Source organism: Azohydromonas aeria (assembly GCF_009760915.1).
Taxonomy (GTDB): Bacteria; Pseudomonadota; Gammaproteobacteria; order Burkholderiales; family Burkholderiaceae_C; genus Azohydromonas; species Azohydromonas aeria.
The window spans coordinates 1-16,367 of the sequence record NZ_VIDQ01000114.1 but is presented as its reverse complement, the minus strand read 5'-3'; the positions used below and the strand labels follow the sequence as shown (position 1 = coordinate 16,367).

The window sequence follows — 16,367 nt, the reverse complement described above, 5'->3', positions numbered from 1 at the left end:
CTTCTGCCAATCAACCTCGTCGCTTGGCTCGTCACGCCAGCCGCGCATCGCGCCACCAGCACCCCAACTCACCAAGCATCGCCGTCGATCAGCGAAGCCGCAGATTATGACATCGTTTCTTAAACTTTGTCAACATTTTGCGGCGATTTTTCCGACTTGCCACCGCATCGCTGCTCTTTCGCCAATTAGCTCTCGCGGCGCTTGGCGCCATGAGGGCTATTGACTTTTGGTGGGCGGTGCAGGGTTCGAACCTGCGACCCCTGCCGTGTGAAGGCAGTGCTCTACCGCTGAGCTAACCGCCCGGAATTCGCTGTCTCGGCCGCATTCCGGAAGACCGCGATTATGGCACGAGTTTTCACCAGTGCGCAAGGTCGGTGCGGGATTTTTTGAGTTCACCCAGGATCAGCTCGTGCGCCTGGCACTCGGCCTCGCTGGCGCGCAGCACCGGCAGGGTGAATTGCGTCAGGTCGATGGCGGGAATGTCCTGCTCCACGACCACGGTTTCCTCTTCTTCCTCAATGACCAGCGCGTTCTGCCCGCGCGTCATGCGGATGTAGACCTCGGCCAGCAGCCCGGCGTCGAGCAGCGCGCCGTGGAAGGTCCGGCTGGTGTTGTCGACTTCCAGGCGCTTGCACAGCGCGTCCAGCGAGTTGGCCTTGCCCGGATAGAGCTCGCGCGCCATCAGCAGGCTGTCGGTGATTTGCGCCACCTGCTGCCCCAGCGGCGCGCGGCCCAGGCGACGCAGCTCCTCATTCAGGAAGCCGACGTCGAACGCGGCGTTGTGGATGATGATTTCCGCCCCGGCCAGGAACTCCATCAGCTCGTCGGCCACCGCCGCGAACTTCGGCTTGTCGGCGAGGAACTCATCGGTCAAGCCGTGGATGCGCACGGCCTCCTCGTGGCTCTTGCGCTCGGGGTTGAGATAGAAATGCTTGTTGCGGCCGCTAAGGCGCCGCCCCACCATCTCCACGCAGCCGATCTCGACGATGCGGTCGCCGTTCTCGGGGCTCAGGCCGGTGGTTTCGGTGTCCAGGAAGATCTGTCGCATGGGGCGAGATGCTAGCGGGCGCGCCGCCCGGAGGCTGTCCACAACAGCACGCCCGCGACCACCATGGGCACGCACAGCCACTGGCCCATGCTCATGTTGAGCGCCAGCAGTCCCAGGAAGCTGTCGGGCTCGCGGAAGTACTCGGCCACGAAGCGCAGCACGCCGTAGCCGATGAGGAACATGCCCGAGACGCGACCCAGCGGGTGCGGCTTGCGCGCGTAGAGCCAAAGCAGCACGAACAGCAGCAGGCCTTCGAGCGCGAACTGGTAGAGCTGCGAGGGATGGCGCGGGAAGTCGGTGCCCGACTGCGGAAACACCATGGCCCAGGGCAGGTCCGGGCTGGCCGCGCGGCCCCAGAGTTCACCGTTGATGAAGTTGCCGAGGCGCCCGCAGGCCAGCCCGATGGGAATGCACGGGGCGATCAGGTCCGTCACTTCCAGGAAATGGCGCTTGCGCCGATGGGCATAGAGCGCCATCGCCGCCAGCACGCCCAGCAGCCCGCCGTGGAAGGACATGCCCCCACGCCACACCATCAGCACCTCCAGCGGATGGCTGGCGTAGTAGCCGGGCTTGTAGAACAGCGCGTAGCCCAGCCGCCCGCCCAGCACCACGCCCAGCACGCCGAAGAAGAGCAGGTCCTCGACGTCGCGCCGCGTCCAGCCGGCCTGCGCGAACCAGGGCCGCCGCGCGCGCAGCACCGCCAGCCACAGGAACAGCCCGAAGGCGGCCATGTAGGTCAAGCCGTACCAGTGCACCTGCAACGGACCGAGCGAAAGGGCGATCGGATTGAACTGGGGGTGCACGAGCATCAGTGCCTTCTCCTTGTCATGGGGCAGCGGATTGTCGCCGCTCGGCTGCGCCTCCCTGGCGCGCGGGCGCAGCGGCCCGGCCTGTCACGGCCCCGGCGGGCCGGGCCCGCGCCATGCGCCCCTTGGACACCCGGTTGGACGGCGCAGCACAATGCCCGCCATCGGCGCGAAGCGGTCCTTGCCCCGCGTGCCGCGTCACCCACCGCAGGAGCACTCCATGAGCGACAACCGCCGTTCCAGGAACATCACCGAGGGCGTGGCGCGCGCCCCGAACCGTTCGATGTACTACGCCATGGGCTACACCGAGGGCGACTTCGGCAAGCCCATGATCGGCGTGGCCAACGGCCACTCGACCATCACGCCCTGCAACTCCGGGCTGCAGCGCCTGGCCGACGCGGCCGTCGAGGGCCTCAAGGCCGCGGGCGCCAATGCGCAGCTCTTCGGCACGCCCACCATCAGCGACGGCATGGCCATGGGCACCGAGGGCATGAAGTACTCGCTGGTCTCGCGCGAGGTCATCAGCGACTGCGTCGAGACCTGCGTGGGCGGGCAGTGGATGGACGGCGTGCTCGTCATCGGCGGCTGCGACAAGAACATGCCCGGCGGGATGATGGGCATGCTGCGCGCCAACGTGCCGTCCATCTACGTCTATGGCGGCACCATCCTGCCGGGCCACTACAAGGGGCAGGACCTCAACATCGTCAGCGTGTTCGAGGCCGTGGGCCAGTTCACCGCCGGCAAGATGAGCGAGGAGGATTTCAACCAGATCGAGAAGCGCGCCATTCCCGGCACCGGCTCCTGCGGCGGCATGTACACCGCCAACACCATGAGCTCGGCCTTCGAGGCGCTGGGCATGAGCCTGCCCTACTCCTCCACCGAGGCCAACCCGCACGACGAGAAGCTGGAGAGCACCCGGCGCGCCGCCGCGGTGCTGGTGGAAGCGGTGAGGAAGGACCTCAAGCCGCGCGACATCGTCACCCGGGAAAGCATCGAGAACGCCGTGGCCGTGATCATGGCCACCGGCGGCTCGACCAACGCGGTGCTGCACTTCCTGGCCATCGCGCATGCCGCCGAAGTCGAGTGGACGATCGACGACTTCGAGCGCATGCGCAAGAAGGTGCCGGTGCTGTGCGACCTGAAGCCCTCGGGCCGGTACCTGGCGGTGGACCTGCACCGTGCCGGCGGCATTCCCGCGGTGATGAAGGAGCTGCTCAAGGCCGGGCTGCTGCACGGCGACTGCATGACCATCACCGGCAAGACCGTGGCGCAGAACCTGGCCGACGTGCCCGACCTGGCGAGCGACAACCCCGTGATCCGCACCGTCTCCAACCCGCTGTACGCGCAGGGCCACCTGGCCATCCTCAAGGGCAACCTCTCGCCCGAAGGCTGCGTGGCCAAGATCACCGGGCTGAAGAACCCGGTCATCACCGGCCCGGCGCGCGTGTTCGACGACGAGCAGTCGGCGCTGGCGGCGATCATGGCCGGGCAGATCAAGGCCGGCGACGTGATGGTGCTGCGCTACCTGGGCCCCAAGGGCGGCCCGGGCATGCCGGAAATGCTCGCGCCCACCGGCGCGCTCATCGGCCAGGGCCTGGGCGAGAGCGTGGGCCTGGTCACGGACGGCCGCTTCTCCGGCGGCACCTGGGGCATGGTCGTGGGCCACGTCGCGCCCGAAGCCTACGACGGCGGCACCATCGCGCTGGTGCAGGAGGGCGACTCGATCACCATCGACGCGCACCGGCTGCTGCTGCAACTGCACGTCGATGATGCCGAGCTCGCGCGCCGGCGCGCGCAGTGGCGCCAGCCCGCGCCGCGCTACACCCGCGGCGTGCTGGCCAAGTTCGCGCGCAACGCCTGCAGTGCCTCCGCCGGCGCGGTGCTGGACAAGTTCGACTGAAGCAGGAGCGTTGCGCGGCATCGGGTGCTTCGGGCGCACCCGGGCGCGAAAGTGCTGCGCTGGGTCAGGGTGCGGTCAACCGCGGCCCATAAAATTGCGTTGCAGGCCCTGCGCCGGTGGCGCACCCTGACCGACCCACCAGATCGAATTCCCCTGCCCGAAAGGACATCATGAAGTTCGTGTTCCCTATGATCGTGGCCGCCGCCGCGGTCGTCTCGTCCCCCGCCTTCGCCAGCCAGGATCTGGCCCAGAAGAAGAACTGCCTGGCCTGCCACGCCGTGGACAAGAAGGTCGTCGGCCCGTCTTACCAGGAAGTGGCCAAGAAGTACGCCGGCGACAAGACCGCCGAGGCCAAGCTGGCCGAGAAGATCGTCAAGGGCGGCGCGGGCGTCTGGGGCCCGGTGCCGATGCCGGCCAATCCGCAAGTGTCGGCCGACGAGGCCAAGACGCTGGCCAAGTGGGTGCTGTCGACCAAGTGATCCGGCTGCGCCGGCACTGACGTCGACGTCACGGCCAAGCCCTGCTGCGCAGGGCTTTTTTCTGCACAAATCCCGAGTGAGGAGACAACCAAGATGAACAAGCTGATCGCCCTGCTGGCCGCGCTGGCCGCCACCGCCGCCGCGCCGGCCTTCGCCAACGACAAGCTGGCGCAGGAAAAGAGCTGCATGGCCTGCCACGCCATGGACAAGAAGCTCATCGGCCCGGCCTTCAAGGACGTGGCCGCCAAGTACGCCGGCGAGAAGGGCATCGCCGACAAGCTGGCCGAGAAGATCATGAAGGGCGGCGCCGGCTCCTTCGGCCCGGTGGCCATGCCGCCGAACCCGCAGGTCTCGGCCGAGGAGGCCAAGACGCTGGCCAACTGGGTGCTGTCCGTCAAGTAAGCGCACCTGCGGCGCCGCCAGGCGCGGGAAGCTCCGGGAAGCCCTGCACCGCAGGGCTTTTTGCTGCCCGCTCGGCCGCTGCAGCGCCTGCATCCACCAGCGAAAAAGCCCCGCGGCGCGGGGCTTTCTTGTGTGATGCGCTCCCAGCCGGTTGCCTGAGCAACCGGCTGGGACGACGTCATCAGTAGGCCTGGCCGAGCTGGTCCAGGATGGCCGGGTTCTCCAGCGTGGAGGTGTCCTGCGTGACGGCCTCGTTCTTGGCCACCGAGCGCAGCAGGCGGCGCATGATCTTGCCCGAGCGGGTCTTGGGCAGGTTGTCGCCGAAGCGGATGTCCTTGGGCTTGGCGATCGGGCCGATTTCCTTGGCGATGTGGTCGCGCAGCTGCTTGGCGATCGCCTTGGCCTCGTCGCCGGTGGGGCGCGGACGCTTGAGCACGACGAAGGCGCAGATGGCCTCGCCGGTGGTCTCGTCGGGGCGGCCCACCACGGCGGCCTCGGCCACCAGCTCGGTGCAGCTCACCAGCGCGGACTCGATCTCCATCGTGCCCATGCGGTGGCCCGAGACGTTGAGCACGTCGTCGATGCGGCCGGTGATGGTGAAGTAGCCCGTCTTCTCGTCGCGGATCGCGCCGTCGCCGGCGAGATAGAGCTGGCCCTTGAAGTCCTCGGGGTAGTAGCTCTTCTTGAAGCGCTCGGGGTCGCCCCAGATGGTGCGGATCATCGACGGCCACGGCTTCTTGACGACCAGGATGCCGCCCTGGCCCCAGGGCACTTCCTTGCCCGTCTCGTCCACCACCGCGGCCTGGATGCCGGGGAACGGCAGCGTGCACGAGCCCGGCACCAGCGGCGTGGCGCCCGGCAGCGGCGTGATCATGTGGCCGCCGGTCTCGGTCTGCCAGAAGGTGTCCACGATCGGGCAGCGGCCGCCGCCGACGTGCTGGTGGTACCACTCCCAGGCGGCCGGGTTGATGGGCTCGCCCACCGAGCCCAGGATGCGCAGCGAGCTCAGGTCGTAGCTCTTCGGATGCACGGCCTCGTTGCTCTCGGCGGCCTTGATCAGCGAGCGGATGGCGGTCGGCGCGGTGTAGAAGATGCTGACCTTGTGGTCCTGGATCATCTTCCAGAAGCGGCCGGCGTCCGGGTAGGTGGGCACGCCCTCGAACACGATCTCCGTGCCGCCCAGGGCCAGCGGGCCGTAGGTGATGTAGGTGTGGCCCGTGACCCAGCCGATGTCGGCCGTGCACCAGAAGACGTCGCTGTCCTTGAGGTCGAAGGTCCACTTCGTGGTCAGCGCCGCGTGCAGCAGGTAGCCGCCGGTGGAGTGCTGCACGCCCTTGGGCTTGCCGGTGGAGCCGGAGGTGTAGAGCAGGAACAGCGGGTGCTCGGCCTCGACCCACTCGGGCTCGCACACGTTGTCCTGGCCGGCCAGGGCGTCGTCCATCCAGACGTCGCGGCCTTCGGTCATGGCGATGCCCGCGCCGCTGCGCTTGACCACCAGCACCTTGGCCACCGAGTCGCAGCCGCCCAGCGCCAGGGCCTCGTCAACGATGCCCTTCAGGGGCAGCTGCTTGCCGCCGCGCACCTGGTGGTCGGCGGTGATGATCAGCTTGGCGCCGGTGTCCTCGATGCGGTCGCGCAGCGACTGCGCCGAGAAGCCGCCGAACACCACCGAGTGCGTCGCGCCGATGCGGGCGCAGGCCTGCATGGCCACCACGCCGTCGATCGACATGGCGATGTAGATGACGACGCGGTCGCCCTTCTGCACGCCCTGGGCCTTGAGCGCGTTGGCCAGGCGGCAGGTGCGGTCGAGCAGCTCGCTGTAGGTCACCTTGGTGACCTCGCCGCCGTCGGCCTCGAAGATGATGGCGGTCTTGTCGCCCTTGCCGCCCTCGACGTTGCGGTCCAGGCAGTTGTAGGAGGCGTTGAGCTTGCCGTCGGCGAACCACTTGAAGAACGGCGCGTTGGAGCTGTCGAGCACCTGCGTGAACGGCTGCTTCCAGCTGATCAGTTCCTTGGCCAGGCGGCCCCAGTAGCCCTCGTAGTCGGCCTCGGCCTCGGCCACCAGGGCCTGGTAGGCCTCCATGCCCGCGACGTAGGCGCCCTGCGCCTGCTCGGGGGTGGGGGTGTACAGCTTGGTATCGGCTTCGCTCATGGATGTCTCCTGCGTTCCTGCGTTGGCTCGTGTGCATTGCCCGTGAAATAAGCCTCACCGGGCGGACGAATCGACTGTGTCCAACCGGCCTGACGAAGGCCTTACTCACTGCTGCGCTGCAGCAAGGGAGAACCCTAGAATCGGCCCGATTTCAGCCACATCAAAAAGGGACCCATGGCCAGGCTTCACGACCCCACCCAGGCGCGCATGCGCCCGCTGCCCAACATGATTTTCGCCAGCCGCTGGCTGCAGCTGCCGCTGTACCTGGGGTTGATCCTGGCGCAGGGCGTGTACGTGTTCCATTTCTGGGTGGAGCTGGCGCACCTGGTGCAGGCCGCGCTGGGCGACAGCCAGGCGCTGCAGTCGCTGGTCAACAGCATCGGCTACAAGGCCGGGCCCGACTGGGAACCCAAGCTCAACGAGACCGTGATCATGCTGGTGGTGCTGGGCCTGATCGACGTGGTGATGATCTCCAACCTGCTGATCATGGTCATCGTCGGCGGCTACGAGACCTTCGTGTCGCGCATGAACCTCGAAGGCCACCCCGACCAGCCCGAGTGGCTCAGCCACGTCAACGCCTCGGTGCTCAAGGTCAAGCTGGCCACGGCCATCATCGGCATCAGCTCGATCCACCTGCTCAAGACCTTCATCAACGCCGAGAACTACACCGAGAAGGTGCTGATGTGGCAGACCGTGATCCACGTCGCCTTCCTGCTCTCGGCCATGGCCATTGCCCTGACCGACCGGCTGCTGACCCCGCCGGGCCACGGCAAGCCGGACAGGCATTGAGGCTCAGCATCTGAGCTTGTCGCCACGGCAAGCCGCGCACCGCGCGGCTTGCTGCCTTTTTGGGCGCCCGCGCCGCGCGCGGCGTGACCTCTGCAACGGCCCCCGTGTCAGGCTGACCTCAGGTGCGCCGCTACCATTGGCAGGTTTGTCTCAACCACCCTCCCCGGTGTCCCCATGACCACGATCATCAAGCAGAGCGACCTGATCGAGAGCGTCGCTGGAGCGCTCCAGTACATCTCGTACTATCACCCCAGCGACTACATCGCCCACCTCGCCCGCGCCTACGAGCGCGAGGAGAGCCCGGCGGCCAAGGACGCCATCGCGCAGATCCTGACCAACTCGAAGATGTCGGCCGAAGGGCGCCGCCCGATCTGCCAGGACACCGGCATCGTCAACGTCTTCCTCAAGATCGGCATGGACGTGAAGCTCGAAGGCTTCACCGGCTCGATCGAGGATGCCGTCAACGAGGGCGTGCGCCGCGGCTACCTCAACCCGGACAACGTGCTGCGCGCCTCGGTGCTGGACGACCCGATCTTCGCCCGCAAGAACACCAAGGACAACACGCCCGCCGTGATCCACATGAGCCTGGTGCCGGGCAACACGGTGGACGTGACCGTGGCGGCCAAGGGCGGCGGCAGCGAGAACAAGACCAAGTTCGTGATGATGAACCCCAGCGACAACCTGGTGGACTGGGTGCTCAAGACCGTGCCGCTGATGGGCGCGGGCTGGTGCCCGCCGGGCATGCTGGGCATCGGCGTCGGCGGCACCGCCGAGAAGGCCATGCTCATGGCCAAGGAAGCGCTGATGGAAGACATCGACATGTACGAGCTGCAGCAGCGCGGGCCGAGCAACAAGCTCGAGGAGCTGCGCCTGGAGCTCTACGAGAAGGTCAACGCGCTGGGCATCGGCGCCCAGGGCCTGGGCGGCCTGACCACGGTGCTCGACATCAAGATCAAGACCTACCCCACGCACGCCGCTTCCAAGCCCGTGGCGATGATCCCCAACTGCGCCGCCACGCGCCACGCGCACTTCGTGCTCGACGGCTCGGGCCCGGCCTACCTGGAGCCGCCGAGCCTGGACCTGTGGCCCAACGTGGCCTGGGCGCCGGACTACAACAAGAGCAAGCAGGTCAACCTCGACACGCTGACCCGGGAAGAAGTGGCGAGCTGGAAGCCCGGCGACACGCTGCTGCTCAACGGCAAGATGCTCACCGGCCGCGACGCCGCGCACAAGCGCATCCAGGACATGCTGGCCAAGGGCGAGCCGCTGCCCGTGGACTTCACCAACCGCGTCATCTACTACGTCGGCCCGGTCGATCCGGTGCGCGACGAGGTGGTGGGCCCGGCCGGCCCGACCACGGCCACGCGCATGGACAAGTTCACCGAGATGATGCTGGCAAAGACCGGCCTGATCTCCATGGTCGGCAAGGCCGAGCGCGGCCCCGCCGCCATCGAGGCCATCCGCAAGCACGGCAGCGCCTACCTCATGGCCGTGGGCGGCGCCGCCTACCTCGTGTCCAAGGCCATCAAGTCGGCCAAGGTGGTGGGCTTCGCCGACCTGGGCATGGAAGCCATCTACGAGTTCGAGGTCAAGGACATGCCCGTGACCGTGGCCGTGGACGCCAGCGGCACCAGCGTGCACCAGACGGGCCCGGCCGAGTGGCAGGCCAGGATCGGCAAGATCCCCGTGGCCGTGGCCTGACCGGCTCACGCCCCCGATGAGAAACGGCGCCCGAGGGCGCCGTTTTTTTCATGTGCCGCAGCGCGGCGTGTCAGAAGCGGTAGTTCACCGCCAGCGACAGCTGCGGGATGCCCTTGATCCTGTCGGCATCGTCGCGGATGTCGGCCAACTCGCGCTCGACGTCCGCGGGGTCCACCACCTGCGACAGCAGCGGACCGCGCACCGCGCCGCTGACCCTGGGCTTGCCGATGGACAGCCCCAGGTCAAAGGCCAGGCTCCAGCCCTTCTGCGCCTGCGCATGGCGGCCGTAGCCGATGCCCAGGTACGGCATGGTGCGCGGGAACTTCGCCACCACGTCGAAACCCTCGTTGGGGCCGGCGGTGTAGGTACGGCTGCCGATGGTGATGTTGCCGCCGTTGCCGCTGCCGCGCAGGTCGGCACGGGCGTTGGTGAAGGTCAGGCCGCCGACGGCGCGCCAGCTGCCGGCGAAGAACCAGTCGGCGAACAGGCCCAGGCGGTCGGCCTTGATCCTGGCGTCGTAGTTCAGGTTGTCCTCGGCGCGGGTGCGGTCGAGGCGGCCGAGGGTGCTGAAGTCGGCGCGCAGCGAGACGCTGTCGGACACCGGCTGCGCATAGCCCAACTGCAGGCCGGGCAGGCCGGCGCCGACGTAGACGTCGCCGGCAAAGGCGGATGTGGCCGCGAGCAGCGCGGCGGCCATCAGGTACTGCTTCATGAGACGGGAAGTGGGGTGCTGGGAGGTGGCGCGCCAGGCGGTGCCGGCGCACGCCCGGGACCGGGCTGCACGCATTGAGCCACGCGGCGGCGCCCTCCCAGCCCCTGAAAAGGCCTGCAAATCCCACCCGGCGACGCCCCGCCCGCCGCCGGCGTGCCGCAATGCACGCGGCCCGCGTCAGGACGTCACGCCCGGCGATGGCGATGGCGACGCTGCTGCCGGCGCCGGCTGCGGCTGCGGCGGCGCGGTCGGCGTGGACGGCACCGGCGCCGGCTGCCCCTGCAGCAGCTGCGCCGCGGCCTCGGCCCCCGGCGCGGCCTGCACCTGCACCACGCGCTGCGGGAAGGGAATGTCGATGTGCTGCGTCTGCAGCTCGCGCAGCAGGGCGCGGTTGACGTCGCTGCGCACCCCGCCGGTGCCGTTCTCGGGGTCGCCGATCCAGTACGACACCGTCAGGTCCAGCCCGTCGGCGGCGAAGCTGTTGAGCAGCACCGCCGGCGCCGGCTCGGCCAGCACGCGCGGCACGGCGCCCACCACCGCCACCAGGCGCGGGATCAGCGCGTCGAGGTCCGTGCCGTAGGGCACCTGCACCGAGCTCGTGAGCACCACGCGCGGGTCCGACAGCGACAGGTTCTCCACCCGCTGCGTGATCAGCAGTTCATTCGGCACGATCGACTCGCGCCCGTTGAGCGCGCGCACCACGGTGAAGCGGGTGTTGATGTCGGAGATGCGGCCCTCGAAGTTGTCCACCTTCACCACGTCGCCGATGCGCAAGCTGCGCTCGGCCAGGATCACGAAGCCCGAGACGTAGTTGGAGGCCAGCTTCTGCAGCCCGAAGCCGATGCCCACGCCCAGGGCGCCGCCGAACACCGACAGCGCCGCCAGCGGGATGCCCGCGGCGGAGAGCGCCAGCAGCAGCCCGACCAGCAGCAGCAGCGCGCGCGTGAGGTTGGCGGCGATCTTGCGCAGCGACAGGTTGCCGCCGAAGCCCGGCTCGCCCGTGCCCGACAGCAGCCGCGTCTCGATGGCCGAGGACAGCCACAGCGCCAGCACCATCACCACCACCGAGGACAGCGCCCCTTCCACCAGGCTACGCAGCGAGATGTCGGAACCGCCCACCTTCCAGTGGATGCCCTCCATCGCCTCCAGCACCAGCGGCAGCACGCCGGTGAGCCACAGCACCAGCCCGACCCAGACCACCCACGACAGCGTGCGCTCGGCCACGCGCACCAGCTGCGAGCGCGGGAAGCCCACCTGCAGCACCCGCACGCCCAGCCGGATGATCAGCAGCGAGGCCAGGATCGGCACCGCCAGCTGCAGCAGCACCGGGCGCGCCACCACGCCGCCGGCCGGCAGTCCCCAGCGCGCCGCCAGCACGGCGCCGAGTGCGAGCATCGGCAGCAGCACGCCGTCCACCAGGTGCTCGCCGAACCACACGCCCGGCGGGCGCGGCTGCCGGCCGCGCGCGGTCCAGGCCACCAGCCAGGCCAATGCCAGGCAGAGCGCGAGCGTGCCCAGCTCGATGAGCGCGCCACGCTGCGTCAGCGCCCTGAGCAGCGCCTGCAGGTCCGTCGGATCCATCCCTTCCCCTCTCTCTCGTGTCGTCGTCCACGGCGCCGCGACGGACGCCGCCGCGGCCCGGTGTTTTCCATGGAATCAAGCGGCCCGTGCCGGGCCGCGCCGCCGTGTCAGTCGGCCAGGTCCGCCAGCACGCGCAGGTGCGCCGCCACGCTGCGCGAGAGCGCGCCGAGGTCGTAGCCGCCTTCCAGGCAGGAGACCACGCGCCCGCCGGCATGGCGGTCGGCCACGTCCTTGATGCGCCGCGTGATCCAGGCGTAGTCGGCTTCCACCAGGCCGAGCTGGCCCAGGTCGTCGTCGCGGTGCGCGTCGAAGCCGGCGGAGATGAAGACCATCTGCGGCCGGAACTCCTCCAGCCGCTGCAGCCACATCGCCTCGATCAGCGAGCGCACCTCGGGCCCGCGCGTGTAGGGCGGCACCGGCACGTTGACCATGTTGGTGCCCAGCGGCACGGCGCCGCTGCCCGGGTAGAGCGGGTGCTGGAAGAAGCTGACCATGAGCACGCGGTCGTCGCCGGCGACGATGTCCTCGGTGCCGTTGCCGTGATGCACGTCGAAGTCCACGATCGCCACGCGCTGCAGCCCGCGCACGTCGAGCGCGTGGCGCGCGGCCACGGCCACGTTGTTGAAGAAGCAGAAGCCCATGGCCTCGTCGCGCGTGGCATGGTGCCCGGGCGGTCGCACGGCGCAGAAGGCGGCGCCGGCGCTGCCGTCGATCACGGCGTCGGTGGCCGCCAGCGCGGCGCCGGCGGCGCGCAGCGCGGCCTCCCAGGTGGCCGGGCAGGCCACGGTGTCGGGGTCGAGCGCGCGGCGCTCGCCCTCGTCGCGCAGGCGCTGCAGCAGGTCCTGCATCTCCAGCACGTAGTGGGCGCTGTGCGCACGCTCCAGGGCTTCGATCGATGCCGGCGGGGCTTCGCGCCAGTCCAGCGCGATGTCCAGGCCGGTGGCGCGCAGGTGGTCCGCGATGGCGTCCAGGCGCTGCGGACACTCGGGGTGGCCGGCGCCCATGTCGTGCGCGCGGCAGGCGGGGTGGCTGTAGTAGGCGGTCGTCATGGCGGGACCATTGTGATTTATGGTGACCCCCATGAACGAACGCCCGGCCCAACACCTGCAACGCCTTGTGGACCAGGTCGGCACCGTGGTGGTGGGCAAGCGCGCGCAGGTCGAGGACTGCGTGGCCTGCCTGCTCGCCGGCGGCCACCTGCTCATCGAGGACCTGCCCGGTGTGGGCAAGACCACGCTGGCGCACGCGCTGGCGGTGTCGCTGGGCCTGCGCTTCGCGCGGGTGCAGTTCACCGCCGACCTGCTGCCCAGCGACCTGCTGGGCGTGGGCGTGTGGGAGCGCAGCCGCGAGGCCTTCGTGTTCCATCCCGGACCGGTGTTCACGCAAGTGCTGCTGGCCGACGAGATCAACCGCGCCGGCCCGCGCACCCAGAGCGCGCTGCTGGAGGCGATGGAGGAGCAGCAGGTCAGCATCGAGGGCCAGACCCGGCCGCTGCCCGCACCCTTCTTCGTCATCGCCACGCAGAACCCCGGCGACCAGCTCGGCACGTTTCCGCTGCCCGAGAGCCAGCTCGACCGCTTCCTGATGTGCCTGACGCTGGGCTACCCGGACCGCGCCAGCGAGCGCGCGCTGCTCTCGGGCGAGGACCGGCGCGCCTCCATCGCGCGGCTGGAGCCGGTGATGACGCCCGCGGCGCTGCAGGCCGCGCAGGCCGCCGTGGCGCGCGTGCATGCCTCCGACGCGCTGCTGGACTATCTGCAGGCGCTCATTGCCACCACGCGCGACGGGCGCTGGTTCGCGCAGGGCCTGAGCCCGCGCGCGGGCATCGCCTGGCTGCGCGCGGCGCGCGCCCGCGCCCTGCTGCAGGGCCGCGACTACGTGGCGCCCGACGATTTGCAGGGCGTGGCGGTGCAGGTGCTGGCACACCGGCTGCAGGTGGCCGCCGACAGCGGGCGCGGCCGCGCGGCGCAGGTGCGCGCGCTGCTCGAAGCGGTGCCGCTGCCCTGAGGCGCGAAGCCCGTCGCGCATGCGAGACCTCGTCCAGCGCTGGCTCCTGAAGCGCCATCCGCGCAGCGCGCGCTGGCGCATCGAGCAGCGCAACCTCTACATCGTGCCCACCGGCGCGGGCTGGCTGTTCGCCGCCACGCTGGCGCTGATGCTGCTGGCCGCCATCAACCTGCAGCTGGCGCTGGGCTACCTGCTGTGCTTCGTGCTCGCGGGCGCGGCCTTCGCCTCGATGCTGCAGACGCACCGCACGCTGCGCGGGCTGCAGCTGCAGCTGCGCGAGCCCGCGCCGGGCTTTGCCGGGCAGCCGCTGGCGCTGCAGGTGGAGCTGCTCAATCCCGGGCCGGCGCGCCACGGCATCGCGCTGGTGTGGCAGGCCGAGCGCTCGCGCCCGGCCTGGGCCGACGTGCCGGCCGCGGCGCAGTGCGTGGTCGAGCTGCACTGGACGCCGCCCGCGCGCGGGCGCCACGCGCTGCCGCTGCTGCGGGTGCAGACGAGCTATCCCTTCGGCCTGTTCCGGGCCTGGACGCTGTGGCAGCCAGCCGCGCAGCCGCTGGCCTGGCCCGCGCCCGAAGCCGCCGCGCCGGCGTTGCCGCGCACGGGCCCGCCCCTGTCGGCCGGAACCGGCCGCGCGGTGCGCGAGGAGGACGGCGACTTTGCCGGCGTGCGCGCCTACCGCCGCGGCGACACGCCGCACGAGCTGCTGTGGAAGAAGAGCGCGCACCACGGCGAGCTGGTCACGCGCGAGCGCCAGGCCGGCGCGCCGCCGCCGCTGAGCCTGCGCTGGCAGGACGCCGGCGGCGGCGACGCCGAGGCGCGGCTGTCGCGGCTGGCGGCCTGGGTGCTGGCCGCCGCGCGCGCCGACGTGCCCTGCGCGCTGGAGCTGCCCGGGGTGCGCATCCCGCCCGGCACCGGCCCCTTGCACCGGCAGCGGCTGCTGCAGGCGCTGGCGCTGTGGGACGAGGCGGGCGCCGCTGCCACGGATTGACGGGAAAGAACCAGGCATGGCGCCCTCCTCCCCGCTCCTGGCCCGGCTGTTCGGCGCGCCCACGCTGCCGCGCTCCACGCGCGACCTGCTGTTCCTGCTGCTCGTCATCGGCTGGACGCTGCTGCCGCACGCGGCGCACCTGCCGCCCTGGTGCGGCGTGCTGGTGGGCGCCACGCTGCTGTGGCGCGCGCGGCTGGCCTGGCTGCGCCGCCCGCTGCCGCCGCGGCCGCTGCGCTGGTCGCTGCTGGCGCTGGCGCTGGCGCTCACGGCCTGGAGCCACGGCACGCTGCTTGGGCGCGACGCCGGCGTGACGCTGCTGGCGGTGCTCATGGCGCTGAAAACCCTGGAGCTGCATGCGCGGCGCGACGCGCTGGTGGTGTTCTTCCTGGGCTTCTTCCTGATCCTGACGCAGTTCCTCTACACCCAGACGCCGCTGCGCGCGCTGGCCACGGCGCTGTCGGCCTGGGGCCTGATGACGGTGCTGGTGCTGGCGCACCGGCCGCTGGGCTACCCGCCGCTGCGCGAGGCCGCGGGCGTGGCCGCCGGCGCGGCACTGCGCGGCGCGCCGCTGGCGCTGCTGCTGTTCCTGCTGTTCCCGCGCCTGGGGCCGCTGTGGGGGCCGCCGGCGCCGCCGCTAGCGCAGACGGGGCTGTCCGGGCGGCTGAGCCTGGGCGGCATGGAAGCGCTGGCGCGCGACGACCGCGAGGCTTTCCGCGTGCGCTTCGACGGCCCGGCCCCGCCGCTGGAGGCGCTGTACTGGCGCGGCCCGGTGCTCTCGGACTTCGACGGGCGCGAGTGGCGCCCGCGCCCCACGCACGAGCCGGCACCGCCGCTGCAGCTCAACGGCCCCGGCCTGCGCTACGAGATGCTGCTGAAACCCTCGCCGCTGCCGGCCCTGCCGCTGCTGGAGCTCACGGCGCTGGTGGACACGCTGCGGCTGCCCGTGCAGCTCGAAGCCCAGGGCGGCTGGACGCTGCAGCGCCCGCTCGCCGGCCCCATGGCGCTGCAGGCCCATGCCTGGCCCGACTACGAGATCGGCCCGCTGCAGGCCACGGCCGCGCTGCGCGACGACGTGCAGCTGCCCGCGGGCTTCAACCCGCGCACGCTGCAGTGGGCCGCCGCGCTGCGCCAGCGCCTGCCGCAGGCCGACGCCGCGGCGCTGGTGGAGGCGGTGCTCACCCACGTCCGCCAGGGCGGCTTCGCCTACACGCTCGCGCCCGGCGGCGGCGCGCCGGGGCCGCACGCGGTGGACGCGTTCTGGATCGACCGCCGCGAGGGCTTTTGCGAGCACTTCGCCGCCGCCTTCGTGGTGGTGATGCGTGCGCTGGACGTGCCCGCGCGCATCGTCACCGGCTACCAGGGCGCCGACCCACCCGACGCCCAGGGCTGGTGGAGCGTGCGCAACCGCCACGCCCATGCCTGGGCCGAGGTCTGGATCGACGGCCGGGGCTGGCGCCGCGTGGACCCCACCGCCGCGGTGGCGCCCGACCGCGTGCGCCAGTCCGCGCTGCTGCAGGACGGCGACCTGCTGAGCCAGGCGCTGCAGTACTGGAGCCCGGCGCTGCTGCAGCGCTGGCACGGCGCGCGCGACGGCTTCAACGCCGCCTGGAACCGCACGGTGCTGCAGTACTCGCGCGCCGAGCAGTTCCGGTTGCTGCGCCGCCTGGGCATCGAGGCGCCGGGCACGGACACGCTGCTGCGGCTGCTGGGCGGCGCGCTGGCGCTGGCCGGCCTGGTCGGCGCCCTGGCCGCGGCGCGCGGCCTGCGCCGCCCGCGCGACCCGTGGCTGCGGCTGCAGCCGCGCC

General features: G+C 70.7%; 14 protein-coding genes and 1 tRNA gene. 8 read left to right on the top strand and 7 right to left on the bottom strand.

Annotation, left to right across the window (positions count from 1 at the left end; all coding sequences use genetic code 11):
- Positions 1-227: 227 nt before the first annotated feature.
- The 3 genes from FJ694_RS33605 to lgt form a co-directional block, all read right to left on the bottom strand.
- Positions 228-302, bottom strand: a tRNA-Val gene (locus FJ694_RS33605).
- Positions 303-355: 53 nt separating this feature from the next.
- The gene (dnaQ, locus tag FJ694_RS33600) at positions 356-1,048 is read right to left on the bottom strand and encodes a DNA polymerase III subunit epsilon (protein ID WP_157271880.1); all 693 of its coding nucleotides are present in this window, start codon (positions 1,046-1,048) and stop codon (positions 356-358) included.
- An 11-nt stretch (positions 1,049-1,059) separates the two neighbouring features.
- On the bottom strand, positions 1,060-1,857 hold the full coding sequence (gene lgt / locus FJ694_RS33595) for a prolipoprotein diacylglyceryl transferase (RefSeq protein ID WP_157271879.1): 798 nt from the start codon (positions 1,855-1,857) through the stop codon (positions 1,060-1,062).
- Positions 1,858-2,074: 217 nt separating this feature from the next.
- On the opposite strand from lgt, the gene ilvD reads away from it, so the two are divergent.
- The 3 genes from ilvD (at position 2,075) to FJ694_RS33580 (ending at position 4,635) form a co-directional block, all read left to right on the top strand.
- A complete protein-coding gene (gene ilvD, locus FJ694_RS33590) occupies positions 2,075-3,754 on the top strand; it encodes a dihydroxy-acid dehydratase (protein WP_157271878.1) in 1,680 nt (559 codons plus the stop codon).
- A gap of 170 nt (positions 3,755-3,924) precedes the next feature.
- Positions 3,925-4,233, top strand: a complete 309-nt coding sequence (locus FJ694_RS33585) for a c-type cytochrome (protein ID WP_157271877.1) — start codon at positions 3,925-3,927, stop codon at positions 4,231-4,233.
- Between the two features lie 93 nt (positions 4,234-4,326).
- Positions 4,327-4,635, top strand: a complete 309-nt coding sequence (locus tag FJ694_RS33580) for a c-type cytochrome (protein ID WP_157271876.1) — start codon at positions 4,327-4,329, stop codon at positions 4,633-4,635.
- 181 nt (positions 4,636-4,816) lie between these two features.
- On the opposite strand, the gene acs is transcribed toward FJ694_RS33580, so the two are convergent.
- Entirely contained in the window at positions 4,817-6,787 is a 1,971-nt protein-coding gene (gene acs, locus FJ694_RS33575) for an acetate--CoA ligase (protein ID WP_157271875.1), read from the bottom strand.
- Positions 6,788-6,961: 174 nt separating this feature from the next.
- Here acs and FJ694_RS33570 point away from each other — a divergent pair, with 174 nt between their 5' ends.
- Complete coding sequence (locus FJ694_RS33570) at positions 6,962-7,576, top strand: TIGR00645 family protein (protein ID WP_157271874.1); 615 nt, start codon at positions 6,962-6,964, stop codon at positions 7,574-7,576.
- A 174-nt stretch (positions 7,577-7,750) separates the two neighbouring features.
- Positions 7,751-9,277 (top strand): fumarate hydratase, encoded by a 1,527-nt coding sequence (locus FJ694_RS33565; RefSeq protein WP_157271873.1) that lies wholly within the window; start codon positions 7,751-7,753, stop codon positions 9,275-9,277.
- 70 nt (positions 9,278-9,347) lie between these two features.
- Here FJ694_RS33565 and FJ694_RS33560 read toward each other — a convergent pair whose 3' ends face one another.
- From FJ694_RS33560 to FJ694_RS33550, 3 genes are all read right to left on the bottom strand, one after another.
- Positions 9,348-9,989: a hypothetical protein gene (locus FJ694_RS33560; protein ID WP_157271872.1), complete on the bottom strand. Its 642-nt coding sequence runs from the start codon at positions 9,987-9,989 to the stop codon at positions 9,348-9,350.
- Positions 9,990-10,166: 177 nt separating this feature from the next.
- Positions 10,167-11,570 (bottom strand): mechanosensitive ion channel family protein, encoded by a 1,404-nt coding sequence (locus FJ694_RS33555; RefSeq protein WP_157271871.1) that lies wholly within the window; start codon positions 11,568-11,570, stop codon positions 10,167-10,169.
- Between the two features lie 107 nt (positions 11,571-11,677).
- The gene (locus FJ694_RS33550; protein WP_157271870.1) at positions 11,678-12,619 is read right to left on the bottom strand and encodes a histone deacetylase family protein; all 942 of its coding nucleotides are present in this window, start codon (positions 12,617-12,619) and stop codon (positions 11,678-11,680) included.
- Positions 12,620-12,650: 31 nt separating this feature from the next.
- Here FJ694_RS33550 and FJ694_RS33545 point away from each other — a divergent pair, with 31 nt between their 5' ends.
- From FJ694_RS33545 to FJ694_RS33535, 3 genes are all read left to right on the top strand, one after another.
- Positions 12,651-13,577 (top strand): AAA family ATPase, encoded by a 927-nt coding sequence (locus tag FJ694_RS33545; protein ID WP_157271869.1) that lies wholly within the window; start codon positions 12,651-12,653, stop codon positions 13,575-13,577.
- Between the two features lie 19 nt (positions 13,578-13,596).
- A complete protein-coding gene (locus tag FJ694_RS33540) occupies positions 13,597-14,562 on the top strand; it encodes a DUF58 domain-containing protein (protein WP_157271868.1) in 966 nt (321 codons plus the stop codon).
- Positions 14,563-14,578: 16 nt separating this feature from the next.
- Positions 14,579-16,367, top strand: a 1,789-nt coding sequence (locus FJ694_RS33535; RefSeq protein ID WP_157271867.1) for a transglutaminase TgpA family protein, incomplete at its 3' end; no start/stop codon positions are given.